Origin of the sequence: Dyadobacter sp. CY343, assembly GCF_021390335.1 — a bacterium.
In the GTDB taxonomy this organism is placed as follows: Bacteria; Bacteroidota; Bacteroidia; order Cytophagales; family Spirosomataceae; genus Dyadobacter.
Genome location: NZ_JAJUXK010000001.1, coordinates 590573 through 605568, shown reverse-complemented (window position 1 = coordinate 605568; position 14996 = coordinate 590573). Strand labels below are relative to the sequence as shown.

Below are 14996 nucleotides of genomic sequence, written 5' to 3'. Positions count from 1 at the left end.
AACTTACTGACAGTGAATCACTACCGGAATTGGCATACGTTTTTAAACAGCGAGAACAAACAAACCTAAACTGCCATGCTGCTCAACTATATTAAAATCAGCTTCCGGAACTTCGGAAAACAAAGGCTTTTCAGCGGCCTCAATATCTTCGGACTGGGTATCGGAATGGCGGCGGTTTGGCTGATGGTGCTGTACGTGGCCGACGAGTTGAGCTACGACCGATTTCACGAAAAAGCCGACAGGATCGTCCGTGTGGTACATCGCGCTTCCTGGGACGAAAGCAGTTTTCACATTCCGCTCACCTCTGCGCCCTTCGCCATAGCACTGCAAACTGATTATCCCGAAATCGAAAAAACAGTTCGGATCAGCCAGGAAGGCGGCGGCAGGGTAAAATATGGTAAAAATGAAGTCGTCGCCAATGATATTTACTTTGCCGATGCTGCGATCCTCGACGTTTTTACATTTCCTGTATTATATGGTAATGCGAAAACTGCTTTAAGCGAACCTCAGAAAATTGTCCTCACCAAAACGCTGGCCGAGCGTCTGTTCAAAAACCCTGCGTCTGCGGTGGGAAAAACGGTTTTTTTCAGTAACGATTATCCCAATGTAGTCACCGCGGTAATTGACGACGTGCCTGCGAATTCACATTTAAAATTCAGCGCGATACGTTCTTTACCAAAAGATTACACAACAGGCTGGCAGCAATTTGAACTGTATACTTATATGCTGCTCAAAAACGGGACGGACCGCCAGAAATTTGAAAAGAAACTTGCCGGTTTTTTCCCAAAATACCTGAAAAAAGAGATGGGTAATGTGGCCTATCAAATGGAGCTGCAACCTCTTACCTCCATTCACCTGCACTCGGACCTCGAATTTGAAATCAGCGCGAACGGTAATATCAATACCGTTTATGTATTCGGAGCAATAGCCGCGCTGATCCTCCTGATCGCCTGCATTAACTACGTAAACCTGTATACCGCCCGGTCAATGAAAAGGATCCGCGAGGTAGGCGTTCGCAAGGCAATAGGTTCGGAACGCTCACAGCTGATTGCCCAGTTTCTGACCGAATCGCTGATTATGACGTTTTTCGCGGGTGCGGTGGCTTACCTCCTGGTCGTCATTTCGTTGCCACTGTTTAATGCATTGGCCGAAAAAACACTATCGATCGGGTATCGGAACAATATGTTCAGCGCGCTCTTTGCAATAGCATTTATCAGCCTTGTTGGTATTTTGAGCGGCTTGTACCCGGCATTGCGCTTTTCAGGATTTCGCCCCGTCACTGCCTTGAAAGGACAGATCGGCAGCCAAACCGGCAGCGGCTATTTCCGCAAATCGCTGGTCGTATTCCAGTTTGCGGCGACTGTCGTTATGATCGCCTGCTCGGCGGTAGTTTACAGGCAAATGCACTATGTAAATAGTAAGGATCTCGGGTTTAACAAAAGTCAGGTACTGGTATTCCATATTGACAAAGACGAAGTTAGAACGCAGGTAAGTGCACTGAAACAAAAGCTGTTAACAAGTGCTTTGATAGAAAGTGCAGCATCTTCCGGCAATTCGATCGGAACTAACTATATCGGGTCTGCGGGCATGTTTTTTGAAAAGGAAAATGGGCAAATGGGAGAAAACACACAGAAGGTCCAAAAATTTTCGGTCGATAGCGATTTCCTCAAAACGATGCAAATCAAGCTGTCATCCGGCAAAAATTTTAGCTCGGAGTCCGAAGCTGACCGGTTTGGCTCAGTGCTGGTCAATGAATCTTTGGTGAAAAAACAGGGATGGGAAAATCCGGTGGGCAAAAGGCTAAAATATTTTATAGATGGACAGGGTAACACGAAGGAAGCCCGGATTGTGGGAGTTGTCAATGATTTTCACATTTATTCACTACAACATAAAATAGAGCCGCTGGTACTACAACTGCCTGCCTCTTCGGACCGCGATAATATTTATGTCCGCATCAGCGCAGGCAAAACGAAAGAAGCCCTGGCATTTATGCGGGAGGCATATAGGGAATTTGACCCGGAAGCTACATTGGAATTCCAGTTTCTGGATGCAAATTTCGCGCAGCAGTACAGGTCGGAGCAGCGCCAGGGAAATGTAATGCTTACATTCGCAGTACTTGCCGTTTTGATAGCGTGCCTCGGCTTATTCGGGCTCGCCGCATTTGCAGCCGAGTCGCGGACGAAGGAAATTGGGGTTCGTAAAGTATTGGGAGCCAGCGTACAAAGTGTGGTTTTGTTGTTATCCAAAGACTTCATCAAACTGGTGCTGGTGGCGATCGTGATCGGGACACCCGTCGCCATTTTTGCGATGACAGAGTGGCTGAAAAATTTTCAATATAAAGAAACCCTCTCCTGGTGGATATTCGCCTCAGCCGGACTACTCGCGATTATTATCGCGCTATTGACGGTTAGCGCGCAGGCATTAAGGTCGGCTACGATGAACCCTGTCAAAAGTTTGCGGAGCGAATAATATGCGCTCACTGTTCGGTTGAGGTTAAAAAAAGTTAAAGCGAAATCACCTCTATCAATCCCGGCTATTTTTGTCGCACTGACTTAATACCGGGATTTGATGCTGCATAACTACTTCAAAATTGCATTACGCAACTTGCTAAAACGCAGGTTCTATTCACTACTGACCATATTTGGGCTTTCGGTCGGGATCACTTTCACCTATTTGGTGGGGAGTTACATCTATGGAGAGTTAAAGGTCAATGCTGACTTGCGGAATGCTGATAACCAGTACATTATCCGCAGTGACTGGAAAAATCCGGATATGGGGATCGACCTGGCGACCCTCGGCCCGCTCGGAAAAGCTTTACGCGACGAATATCCCAATCTGGTTGCAGGCTATTATCGTTACGACGGAATTACGGTAGCGGTTTCCAAAGGCGACAAACATTTCCGTGAAGAGGTGCAAACCGGCGACTCGACGCTACTAACGATGTACGGTTTCCCGCTCCTTCACGGCGACGCAAAAACGGCAATGCAACAGCCGAATGCGGTGGTGATCACGCGTGCAAAAGCACTGAAATATTTCGGTAAGACGGATGTTGTGGGTGAAAATCTTACGCTGCATAACTTCATCGGCGGCAAACAGGAATATGAAGTAACTGCCGTGATGGACGATCTTTCCAACAACTCTGTCAATCATTTGTCAGGAAATACCAGTGAAGTCTTCATTCCGCTGAGCTCACTCGACGGCCGGAAAGGCGCAGAAAACGACTGGAATTTCCCGTACATGCTCACTTTTATTCAACTTCAAAAAGGCGTAAAACCAGCCGATCTTGAAAAGCCGATCGCCAGATTGCTTGCCACAAATACCCCGCCGCAGCTGCGTAACAACCTGCGCGCCTATCTTACTCCGCTAAAAAGCTATTATCGGGAGGCGAATAACGGTTTGGTTCAAAAAATGATCTACACCTTGTCAGCTATCACCGCATTTATATTGCTGATGGCGATTGTGAATTTTATTAATATCTCCGTCGCCAGCTCTGCATCGCGGTTGAAAGAAATTGGTGTGAGGAAGGTATTGGGTAGCCTGAAAAAGCAGATCATCGGACAATTCCTGGCGGAGTCTGTATTGCTTGCGGCATTTGCTAGTCTGTTATCTATTGGGTTTTATGTATTAGCCAGAGGCTACTTTGGGAATATTATCGGTACGGAACTTGCTTCGCTGCCGCAACTTCCGGGCTGGTCGTTTCTGATTGCACCGCTTATTGCATTGCTGGTAGGCTTGCTCGCTGGTTCCTATCCTGCATTTGTACTGTCGGCGATACCTTCTGTGGAGTCGATGAAGGGAAAATTCAAGTCAGTAAAGGAAAATATCGGATTTCGCAGAATGCTGCTTGCGGTACAGTTCACGATCGCATTGTTCGTATTTGCAGCCGCGGCGATCGTTTCTCAGCAGGTAGATTATTTCTTTAATAAAAGTTTGGGTTTCAATAAAAATGCGCGCGTTACTGTCGCTGTGCCGCGCGACTGGACACCGGAGGGACTGGCCAAAATGGAGGCGATCCGGAGTGAGTTCGGGCGTATGATAGAAGTAAGCTCGGTAAGTCTGTCTTACGAAATACCAAATGGGAATTCGGGGGCCGAATATGGCGTATATCAGGCTGGCCAGGATTCTGCCAGCGCCACGCATACTAAGTTTCTGGCCACAGATCAGCACTTTGCGAGCACTTACGGTATTCCGCTGCTCGCGGGAGATTTTTTCCAAAAATCAGATATCGCCCCGCAAACCGACCGCATTGTGGTAAACGAATCACTGACAAAAGCATTGGGCTACAAAAATCCCGGTGAAGCAGTCGGCAGACAAATCAGGATCCACACTTTCCCTCAGCCGCTCACGATCAGCGGTGTTACAGCTAACTTTCATTTCGAATCGATGCATAACGCGATCAAGCCGCTGGCATTTCTTCACGTCCGCGGAGGTAATGCGTATCGTTTTCTTACTTTCCACCTGGGTTCGGATATGGTGAGCTCAATGGCGGCGCTGGAAGAAAAATGGCACGAAGTAATGCCCGACGCACCATTTGAATACAACTTTATTGACCAGACTTTACAGAAATTATATCAATCAGAAATCCAGCTAAAAAAGGCTTCGCAACTCGCTACTATTCTGGCAGTTATTATCGTATTGCTTGGTATTTCAGGAATGGTATCGCTGAATGTAGCCAGAAGAACGCGCGAGCTGGGGATCCGCAAAGTGCTCGGCGCCTCGGAAATGAGTGTAGTGATGCTTTTCCTGAAAGAATTTCTGATCGTCATGCTGATCGGAACGCTAATTTCTTTCCCTTCCGCATTTTTTGTTATGAAAAACTGGCTAGAAAACTACGCCTACCGCATCACGCCAGGCTGGGTCACATTCGCAGCAATTGGGTTCGGCTTCACAGTATTGATTGGCTTTGTGGTTTGCATTCAAACCTATAAAGCTGCGCGAATGAATCCGGTGAAGAGTTTGAAATCGGATTGAAAGTACTTAAAGTTCTCGGGTGATTTTCAGGAAGGATTGCAGATCAATTACTGTCAGTCGGGGAAAAGGCAACGTTTTGAACACATTGAAATCAGTATCATTTGTTACCAGGTAATCACAATTTGAACTGATCGCTAGATCGGAGAATTTGTTGTCATCAGGATCATTCTCTATCAGATTCCACCTGAATGCAGGCTCCGAATAAACCACATTTGGAGAGACAGCGAGCTGGTACAGAACGAATTGAGCGGTGTTGTGAGAATATGTACGAGTGAGGATTTCATCGTATTCCAGCAGAATCTCATTGCTGACATACCATTCAAATTTTCCAGCTGTAAAATCCAGATACAACTGATAAAAGGGACTTTTGGGAGGAATTGAGGCTCTCAGGCAATTAGTATCAATGACTACTCGAATCACCAGATCAAAAGTTATCGTCAGAAAGCATTCGATGATAATCACTTTCCGTGTATTTCTTCTTTTCCAGCACCTCATCCAATTCATTGCGAAGCCGGCCGTCGAAATAGTCCATCATCATTTTACGGAGTTCCATCGTTTCGCGCTCACTAAGATTCTGATCAAATAGTCGCAGCAGGCTGATTTGAATATCACTCAATCTATTGCCAGAGCTTGGTTTTGCTTCGCTTACCATATTTCAGTGTTTTATTCTAACGAAATATAAATAAAAAACGCGAAAATATATTTCAAACGTTTCTTCAAATGAATCCGCCGACAAGTTGGCTGTTAGCGTAATCAAGCAGGTTTGAAGACCTCGTAGAGAACATATTCTTCGCTCGCTACAAATAGCTTGATAGAATCAAATTTAGAAATAAGGATTTCAGAAAGAGCCCACGTGGAACAATTGCCTGTTCTCACCCAAATAATTTTTGGAGGAGACGAAAACAGATTTAGCAATTTTACAAAATCATCATCTATTGTTATGACGGCATCAAACACATTTTGCCTGGCGGAAATAAAAATTTCATGATCATCGGCATTGATCAGATTGAAATCTCTGATATGGTATATGGATGTGAATACATCACCAATCTGCTGAACGATTCTGTGCGAAATATTTTGATCGATCAGCAATTTCATGCAGCAACATCGTAGAAAATCCGCTTTTGATTACTTGCCGAAAATTCCATCGCAGTGCTGATATCTTCTTTCGTGAGTTCAGGGAAATCGGAAATAATGTCGTCGAAAGACATACCTGACGCCAGCCAAAGTAATATATCTTCAACGGTAATCCTCATTTCGCGGATACACGGCTTCCCGCTTCTCTTGCCAGTTTCCACACTAATAATATTTTTGTAGATGTACATAGCTGTGATGTTTAGATACAAAAATACCATTTTAACTATTAAACCGGAACCCCTAACTCAACCTTACCGAAAACAGATCCTTCGAACGGAAATAGATCCAGGTGACTACTACAATCGTGAAAACGCCCCCTATTACCACAGAGGGTACGGTGCCGAATGCTTTGGCCATGACGCCGGATTCGAAGGCGCCCAATTCGTTGGAGGAGCTGACGAACATTCCGTTGACGGCCGCGACGCGGCCCCGCATTTCATCGGGCGGGTAAATTTGAAGGATTGTTTGTCGCACAATCACACTTACACTGTCAAAAACCCCCGTCGCGAAAAGTGCGCCGCAGGAGAGCAGGAAGTTTTCAGACAATGCAAAAACGATCGTAAATATCCCGAAACCGGCAACCGCAATGAGCATATTGCGCCAGGCATTGTGCGTAGGCGGATAGTAGGCCATCGCAAACATGGTGAGCAGCGAGCCGATCGAAGGTGCAGCGCGCAGTAACCCCAACCCTTCCGGCCCGACTTTCAGAATATCCTCAGCAAAAACGGGCAAAAGCGCGACTACGCCGCCGAATAACACGGAGAACAAATCGAGTGAAATCGCGTAAAGCACGATCCTGGTGCGAAATACGAACCGAAACCCTTCCTTTAAACTCTCCATGATAGGAGTAGTGATCCTGGCCATTTCAGGTCGCGTTTTGATCATTCCCAACAATATCCAGCAGACCACAAAGTTGGCGATCACGATCAGCAGTGTGTTCGTAAGTCCGACGTAGGCGTACAGGAATCCGGCGATCGCGGGCCCGGTAATGGAGCCCGCCTGCCAAAAGGAACTGCTCCAAGTGGAAGAATTATGGTAAATTGCTCTTGGTACCAAAAACGGTTTCAGCGAACTGGATGCCGGAGAGTAAAACCCTTTTGCAAAACCAATCAATGCAAAAACGGAGTAGATCACAATCAAATGCTCCGTTTGCGAAAGCGAATTATAAATACCCGGCTGAAAAGCGGCATATAATATCACCGATCCCAGTAATATTACAACCAGACTAATGTGCATGATCGTAATCTTGTTCTTCTGATCGGCAATATGCCCGCCAAACAGCGAAGTCATAATAAACGGGATCACCTCAGCCAGCCCAACCAGCCCCAAAGCCAGCGGATCGTGCGTCATTTTATACAATTCGTAGGCTACGATTACCTCCTGAATGAGGATCGATGCGGAAAAAAGAAATGTATTTGAGATATAAAAACGAAAATCAGAGTAGCGCAGCGCTGCGTATGGATCCTGGGAAGAAACTGTTTTCAAATCGGACGTGGTGGTGTTATGCTGACCTAACACGCCAGCGTAGGTATTATGTTCTGTTTTAATGGAAAATTAATGAAGTTTGTCTTATCAACGCGCTTTTACATTTCGTTAACAAGGTTTTACAGCGGTTTTACCTCAAAAACTCCATTGGCGGATACATTTGTTTCCTTCACTAAAACATCGGAAATTATGAAAAATGCATGGGGTTTTATTTGTGTGGTTTTGCTGGTTGTAACCACTTCTGCGGCGCTGCCTTCGGACGATGCGGATGATAAGAAAGCCCGCAAACCGAAAGCAAAAGCGGTAGCAACACCCACAAAGGCAGCGGAACCGGCAAAGGCGGCGGACTCAGTTCAAACGAATATGGTAAACCCTGCAATCCACTGGTTTGGGCCGTCTTTGAACAAGAAAAATCCATCAGGTAAAGACAAGTGCTAATCGAATGCAGCTAATGGACATATCCGGCAACAGTTTCAAATTCCTGCAAAAACGCCTATTCATCTGGGCGGTGGTTGTACTGTTGTCGGGTATAGAAAATGCTTTTGCAAATAATGAATCGATCCGTTTTGCTGAGCACGTTAATCTGGCATTGCGCCGCACTGCGCATCATTTATTGCTGCTAAATGGCGATTCATTGACCAATATCCCTGCTGTAAACCAGATCGATGCCAATACCTTTTCTGTCCGCATTGAAAACCTTGCCGAGTACCGGAAGTTGCCGGAACTGCTGAAACAGTCACTTACTGTTCAAAAGATAGAGCGGAGTTATAATGTGATGGTCTTCAACTGCGAAACCGGCGCGCTGCAACTGGGTTATAATATGCTCGACCTGAACCAGCCGGGGGGCGTGCCCTGCGAAAATCGCGACGGAAAAGCTGGCTGTTTTGTCGTGCAGGTCAGTTTTGAGCCTAATCTACAAAAAGCAGCGGCTGAGCCTTTCAGCGCTTGGTGGATATTTCCTTTCGGCACCGGCCTCGCCGGGTTGGGGTTATTTGCCTGGAAACGATCCAGAACCAGAAAAAGCAGCGCCTTACCTATCGAAGATAAACCGACTTCTGCATTTGAGACCAGCTTTGGGAATTCGGTTTTCAATAGCCAAAATCTCACATTGACAACCTCAGGCAGCCAGCACCAGCTCACTTACCGAGAAGCCAAGCTGCTAGACTTGTTCGTGCGCCATCGCAACCAGGTACTCGAACGTGATTTTATCCTCAAATCGGTTTGGGAAGATGAAGGAATTACGGTTGGCCGGAGCGTGGATGTATTTGTGTCAAGACTTAGAAAACTGCTCGCCACCGACAACAGTATCAAAATCTCCGCCATTCATGGGGTGGGGTACAAAATGGAAATTCATTCCTGAATTATGTTCCAAACTTTTTTAAAAATCGGGCTACGCCACCTTTGGCGGACCAGGATTTATGCATCTTCGTCCGAAACCGTACACATTTGTACGTTTTTGAACGGTCACTACTTGCGAACAATAAATATCCTATTCAAAATCAACACCTTACATTCTTGGCAAGGCTTTTTAAAATAGGATTGGCATAAGAGATGCCGGGTGATCGGATTTTGTTTTTCAAACAGCTTGTCCGTAATTATAACCCGAAATCTCAAATCCAAAACTTTTATGATTAAGCTAGAAAAGATATCAAAGTATTACCCGGCAGGATTTGGCAAAACCTACGTTTTGCGTCACATTGATTTACATATTAAAGAAGGTGAATTCGTTTCGATCATGGGCCCATCGGGTTCCGGAAAGTCTACCCTGCTACATATACTAGGTTTGCTGGAAGAACCTTCGGAAGGCGAATATCTTTTTCTCGATGAACCTGTTCAGAAACTTTCGGAAAAGAAACGTACAGAGCTGCACCGTCACCATATCGGATTTGTGTTTCAGGCTTATCACCTGATCGACGAGCTGACGGTTTATGAAAACATCGAAACGCCGCTTTTATACAAAGGAACCGGTTCATCGGAGCGGAAAAGTCGGGTTGCAGAGCTGCTGGACCGTTTTAATATGGTCGCCAAAAAGGACCTTTTCCCTCACCAGTTATCGGGAGGCCAGCAACAGCTGGTAGGTGTAGCGCGGGCAATTGTGCATAATCCGAAAGTGATATTCGCCGACGAACCGACCGGTAACCTGCATTCGGAACAGTCGATCGAGATTATGGAATTATTTCAAAAACTCAATCAGGAAGATAAAGTAACAATTGTACAGGTAACTCATTCAGAAACGAATGCCGGGTACGGCAACAGGGTTGTCCGCCTGAAAGACGGCTGGTTAGCCTGAAAATACCTATTAGCCATGAAACGTATCATCATAATGCTCTGCCTGCTCCCGGCATTCGTCCGGGCGCAGAACACGCTCACTCTGTCCCAATGCGTGGATCTTTTGATCAAAAACAACCTGACTTACCAGGCGGGAAACCTGCAAGCGGAGGCGGCACAGGCCCAGTTGCGGCAAACGCGGTCGCAGATCCTGCCGCAAATCTCCATCGGCGCGGACCAGAGTATCAATGTCGGCCGAAGCATCGACCAATATACCAATGCGTATATAGATGAGGTTTATGCTAACAATATCCTCGGAGTGGGTTTCCAGATGCCCGTTTTTCAGGGCTTCAAATTGCAGAATCAGATCCGCCAGGGTACACTCCTGAAAGAATCAGCACTCGCCAACCGCACTGCGATCCTGAATAATCAAACCATATTATTAATGCAGGGATACGTGAATATCCTGGCAACAAAGGCGCTGCTCGAAGCGGCGAGCCAGTTGGTAGTATCTTCCCAGGAACAGGTAGACCGGACTGAGAAGCAGGTCAATGCAGGTACGATCGGCGCCAACTTACTTTATGAAATCAAGGCGCAGCTGGCGAATGACAAATTTGCAGAAGTGACGGCACTGAACAATTATCGCACAGCCAGGCTTGCATTGTTTCAAAGGATCAATATCCCGCCAGACGATAATATTCAATTCGAGCCGCTTATTTCCAAAGATGCTGTTGTTCCCGCCTCGGATGCATTGACACTTTATGAAGACGCACGCAAGGCATTTCCTGAAATCAAAAGTGCAGAATTGTACCGGCAAAGTTTCGCTTTTCAGGTGAAGTCGATCAAAGCAGACAATTTTCCCTCGCTTTCGCTGGGCGGCAATATGCGGGCGTTTTATGCTACTTCCAACAAAGATCTGAGTTACTTTAACCAATTGAACGCAACCAGGAATGGTTACATCAGTCTCGGTCTCAATATCCCGATCATGGGTCGGTGGGTAACCCGGCCTCGGGTGGAGCTGGCCAAAGTGCAGGAGCGGCAGGCTCAGAATACTTTGGATGTGACGAATCAGGCGCTGCGGCAAGCGATCGAAGTGGCGGTACTGAACCTGAGTGCAATGTCAGACAGGTATATCGCAGCCCAGCAGCAGGTAGAATCGCTCACCGCCTCGTTCGCAATCGTTGAAAGCAAGCTGAATGCAGGCATAGCAAACAGTTTTGAATACACGCTGGCCAAAGCCAACCTGGGCAAAGCGCAGGCAAATGCTATTCAGGCTCAATATGATTTTTTAATGCAGCAGAAATTGCTAAAATATTACCGCCAGGGAAACTGGGAAGGGGTGTTTTGAGACCCCCAAAATCTTGTTAGGTTAAATTTGGTATCGGTAATTTTTAAGAGGCGGTCTTCCTGGGGCCGCCTCTTTTTTTATGGTTTTTGTTAAAAAAAATTAAATGATTCCGGGGTTACACATTGATCTGTATATTGCCGCCGTCTAACTAAATACAACAGTCATGAAACAACTTCTTCTATTTGCCTTAATGGGGACCTGGCTCTCCTTAGGGAATGTTTATGGACAAATACAAAAGGGAACCGGATATGTGGGCGGCACGATCAGTTTCGAAGGTCAAACAAAAAAGGACAAAGAAAAGGCCGAAGCACTGAATACTTCCAGCAACTGGGTGCAAAGCATTGCGCCAGAGATCCAGTTCGGAAAAATGATCGGCGAACGTACCATGCTTGGCCTGGGCGTACGATACAACCTGCAATATAATCGTTACAGGTATGAAGCCGCCGATCTCACAAATACACAGCTATCTCAGGGGATCGCATTGCTACCATTTATCCGCCAGTACAAGACGCTGGGAAGCAGCAACTGGTCCGTATTTCTTCACGGCGAAATAGGGCCACAATTTCAATCTGTAGAAACAACTTCAACGCAGGGCAGTACGCCGGTTACGCAAAAAAGAGAGTATTGGCAGTATGGTTTGAGCATCAAGCCGGGTATTGCGTATGTTTCAAAGAAAAATGGCTGGGCTGTTGAAGGTTATGCGAATATTCTTTCGTTGAGCGCCAATTACGTTCCTTCCAAAGATGATGCGGGACGTGTGTTTATGCTTAATACCGGCATATCGACGAGCTTTCCAAACCTGATCACACTCCGTATCGCCAAATACATCTTCCCTAAAAACTGATAGCCATGAAAAATTCCATACTCACATTTCTGCTCATAATCTTCCTGACAAATATCGCAACAGCCCAATTTCAGTCAGGGGAATCGTTCGTCAGCGGAAGCTTTTTTAACAATTTAAATAGCGTAAGTCGGACCGATAACACGCCTCGTTTTAATGCATATAACCATTATATCAATCTCTCAGTCGGAAAGTTTGTCCGCGATAACCGGGCGCTTGGCTGGGGACTGACGCATTCGTTATCGACGGCAAGCAATAGCGCGTTACAACCCGAGCCAACGCTATTGAGAGATATAAGCTTTGGGATTGAGCGTTTTGCAGAATATTACAAATCACTGAATGATAAGTTTGCATTATATGCACGCCCGGCCCTGAACCTGGGGTACGCATTCAAAAATAGCAATGCGGTCGAGCAAAATCTGGTGGTGTACGAAAGCAAAATTAATACTATCAGCATAAGTGCGGGCATTAGCGCCGGGGTTGTTTGGCGGGTATCACCAAAATGGGCGTTATACGGCGGATTTGCGTTTCTGAACCCGATCAGTGTTGGCTACGAGTTCTCAGAAACAGAAAATTTTCAGAACAAATATCCGAATGGTGAGAACGTCAAATCGACGGGAAATGCGGTCACTTATGCTTTTTCTCCGAACCTTTCATCCGGTAGTATAGGGTTAGGGTTCCGTTATTTTTACGGAGGGAAATAAAAAAAGATAATTGCAGCAAATACATTAAAAACGCAGTGGATATGCCTTTTTTGGGCATATCCACTTTTTAGTTAGAATGAAAAAACACTTCCTGCTCCTTTTCATCGTCGGACTCACGGCCTGCCACAAGCCCAACTATACCAGCCTTGGCGCTCCCTGGGAGCCTGATTACAAGGTAGACCGATCTGAAAATGCAATACTGAAATTTGAGAAAGAGGATGCCGAGAAAATGCCTGCCCCCGGTGGGATTGTATTTACAGGAAGTTCTTCGTTCACCAAATGGCAGGATGCCGCCAAGGATCTGGCGCCGCTTCCGATCATTAACCGCGGCTTTGGCGGTTCTACTTTGCCGGAAGTTATCCATTATGCCGACCGCGCTGTTACTAAATACCAGGCCAAAACGATCGTGATCTATTGCGAAAACGATATGTTCGGCAAGAAAAAGAAAACGCCGGAACAGGTGCGCGACGCTTATGTAACACTTACCAAAAAGATCCGCGACAAGCAGCCCGATGTATTGCTTTACGGCGTTTCCCTGAAACCATCGCCTTCCCGCTGGGATAGAAAAGACGAGGTGATCAGGGCTAATAAGCTGATTCAGGATTTTATCAGATCAGACAAAAATCATAAGTATATCGACGTGTGGCCGGTGATGCTGAAAAATGGCCGCCCCGACGGCAGTATTTTCACCAGCGACAGCCTGCACATGAACGAAGAAGGTTACCGCAGATGGACGCAGGTTTTTAAACCGATCCTTCAAAAAACAGCCTAGTTTGCGCATATTGAGGGATATGTCAAACATTTTACAAACAACAACTAAGGGTATTGGTTTTAACGTAAAGTCACTATATTAACCGAAAAAATACATTCCGGTAAAAAAGTGACACAACTTTGAATAATGAAAGTAACAGCGGTTTTTGACATTGGAAGGACTAACAAAAAGTACGTACTTTTCAATGAAAAGTACGAGATAGTAAAGGAATTTGCCGAATCGCTGCCGGAAACGACGGACGAGGACGGATTCCCGACAGAGGATTGCGAATTGCTGACTAAATGGGTCCAGGATCGCTGGGCCGAGCTGCTCGCTGATCCTGCTTACGATATCAAAGCTGTCAATGTAGCCGGTTACGGTGCGAGCCTCGTCCATCTCGACGCTTCCAATAAGCCGCTTACTCCGCTATATTCCTATTTAAAGCCTTTCCCGGAAGACCTGCTGAAAGAGTTTTACAGTACTTACGGAGACCCGACGCGAATTTCGCTGCAAACAGGTTCACCGGCAATGGGAATGCTCAATTCGGGTATGCAGCTTTACTGGCTGAAACATACCCGCCCCGAGATCTACAAACAAATCGCGACAACGCTCCATCTTCCCCAATATATCCTTTACCTGCTAACCGGCCGCAAAGTGAGTGATTACACTTCTCTGGGCTGTCACACAGGTCTTTGGAGCTTTGAAATGTGGGATTATCACGAGTGGGTTAAAGCAGAAGGTATTCACAAAAAACTGGCGCCGGTACTGGCTTCGTCTTCCTTCATTTACCGCCACGGCGATAAGGGAATTCAGTCGGGATTTGGGTTGCACGACAGTTCGTCTGCATTAATTCCATACAGAATGGCGGTTAAGAAGCCTTTTGTGCTCTTGTCGACGGGTACCTGGTGTATTAACTTTAATTCCTTCGCATCCAAACCGCTTACCTCCTACCAGCTGGAACGCGATTGCATGAATTATCTCACGCCGGAAGGAAGTGGGGTAACTGCTTCAAGGCTGTTCCTGGGTCGTGAACACGATTTTCAGACTGCAAGAATCGCCGAATATTTCCGGGTAGATGGTGATTTTTATAAAAGAGTAGCCTACGATGAAAGTTTGCTGGCGATGGATACGCCCCCATTTTACACTGCCTGCATGACCGGAAATGGTCCATCCCCCGAACCGAATACGCAGGAATGGCAGGTGAGCGCATTTGCTTCGGCTGAGATTGCTTACCACCATTTATTGAAAGGACTTACAGAACTGCTGTTCATTTCGCTTGATCTGGTGGGTGTAAATGATGTACAGTCGATTTATATTGATGGAGGATTTGCAAGAAATGAGATCTTCTCCAAACTGATCGCGCGGCATTATCCTAACCATAAAGTGTACGCCACGGATCTGCCTTATGCGACATCGCTCGGCGCGGCTCTGCACGTGACAAGACCGCAAAGTTTCGAGTTTTCTGACGAAATAAGAGAGATCGTTCTCTGA

General features: G+C 46.3%; 15 protein-coding genes. 10 read left to right on the top strand and 5 right to left on the bottom strand.

Features of this window, described 5'->3' with window-relative positions:
• Positions 1-75: 75 nt before the first annotated feature.
• A complete protein-coding gene (locus tag LZG94_RS02425; RefSeq protein ID WP_233790379.1) occupies positions 76-2469 on the top strand; it encodes an ABC transporter permease in 2394 nt (797 codons plus the stop codon).
• 99 nt (positions 2470-2568) lie between these two features.
• Entirely contained in the window at positions 2569-4971 is a 2403-nt protein-coding gene (locus LZG94_RS02420) for an ABC transporter permease (RefSeq protein ID WP_233790378.1), read from the top strand.
• Between the two features lie 6 nt (positions 4972-4977).
• Here LZG94_RS02420 and LZG94_RS02415 read toward each other — a convergent pair whose 3' ends face one another.
• The 5 genes from LZG94_RS02415 to LZG94_RS02395 form a co-directional block, all read right to left on the bottom strand.
• The gene (locus tag LZG94_RS02415; protein ID WP_233790377.1) at positions 4978-5391 is read right to left on the bottom strand and encodes a putative toxin-antitoxin system toxin component, PIN family; all 414 of its coding nucleotides are present in this window, start codon (positions 5389-5391) and stop codon (positions 4978-4980) included.
• 4 nt (positions 5392-5395) lie between these two features.
• Positions 5396-5623, bottom strand: a complete 228-nt coding sequence (locus tag LZG94_RS02410) for a hypothetical protein (protein WP_233790376.1) — start codon at positions 5621-5623, stop codon at positions 5396-5398.
• Between the two features lie 101 nt (positions 5624-5724).
• Positions 5725-6069 carry a DUF5615 family PIN-like protein gene (locus LZG94_RS02405; protein ID WP_233790375.1) on the bottom strand — a complete coding sequence of 115 codons (345 nt, stop codon included), beginning with the start codon at positions 6067-6069 and terminating at the stop codon, positions 5725-5727.
• Positions 6066-6296: a DUF433 domain-containing protein gene (locus LZG94_RS02400; protein WP_233790374.1), complete on the bottom strand. Its 231-nt coding sequence runs from the start codon at positions 6294-6296 to the stop codon at positions 6066-6068. The genes LZG94_RS02405 and LZG94_RS02400 overlap by 4 nt, the downstream gene beginning before the upstream one ends.
• Positions 6297-6348: 52 nt before the next feature.
• A complete protein-coding gene (locus LZG94_RS02395) occupies positions 6349-7593 on the bottom strand; it encodes an MFS transporter (protein ID WP_233790373.1) in 1245 nt (414 codons plus the stop codon).
• 189 nt (positions 7594-7782) lie between these two features.
• On the opposite strand from LZG94_RS02395, the gene LZG94_RS02390 reads away from it, so the two are divergent.
• The 8 genes from LZG94_RS02390 to LZG94_RS02355 all read left to right on the top strand — a co-directional run bounded on the left by LZG94_RS02390 (position 7783) and on the right by LZG94_RS02355 (position 14996).
• Complete coding sequence (locus tag LZG94_RS02390) at positions 7783-8031, top strand: hypothetical protein (RefSeq protein WP_233790372.1); 249 nt, start codon at positions 7783-7785, stop codon at positions 8029-8031.
• 13 nt (positions 8032-8044) lie between these two features.
• A complete protein-coding gene (locus LZG94_RS02385; protein ID WP_233790371.1) occupies positions 8045-8953 on the top strand; it encodes a winged helix-turn-helix domain-containing protein in 909 nt (302 codons plus the stop codon).
• A 267-nt stretch (positions 8954-9220) separates the two neighbouring features.
• The gene (locus LZG94_RS02380) at positions 9221-9883 is read left to right on the top strand and encodes an ABC transporter ATP-binding protein (protein ID WP_215233715.1); all 663 of its coding nucleotides are present in this window, start codon (positions 9221-9223) and stop codon (positions 9881-9883) included.
• A gap of 15 nt (positions 9884-9898) precedes the next feature.
• Positions 9899-11209: a TolC family protein gene (locus tag LZG94_RS02375; protein WP_233790370.1), complete on the top strand. Its 1311-nt coding sequence runs from the start codon at positions 9899-9901 to the stop codon at positions 11207-11209.
• Positions 11210-11372: 163 nt separating this feature from the next.
• A complete protein-coding gene (locus tag LZG94_RS02370) occupies positions 11373-12053 on the top strand; it encodes a hypothetical protein (RefSeq protein ID WP_233790369.1) in 681 nt (226 codons plus the stop codon).
• 5 nt (positions 12054-12058) lie between these two features.
• Complete coding sequence (locus LZG94_RS02365; RefSeq protein WP_233790368.1) at positions 12059-12754, top strand: hypothetical protein; 696 nt, start codon at positions 12059-12061, stop codon at positions 12752-12754.
• A 76-nt stretch (positions 12755-12830) separates the two neighbouring features.
• On the top strand, positions 12831-13526 hold the full coding sequence (locus LZG94_RS02360) for a GDSL-type esterase/lipase family protein (RefSeq protein WP_233790367.1): 696 nt from the start codon (positions 12831-12833) through the stop codon (positions 13524-13526).
• A gap of 126 nt (positions 13527-13652) precedes the next feature.
• A complete protein-coding gene (locus tag LZG94_RS02355) occupies positions 13653-14996 on the top strand; it encodes an FGGY-family carbohydrate kinase (RefSeq protein WP_233790366.1) in 1344 nt (447 codons plus the stop codon).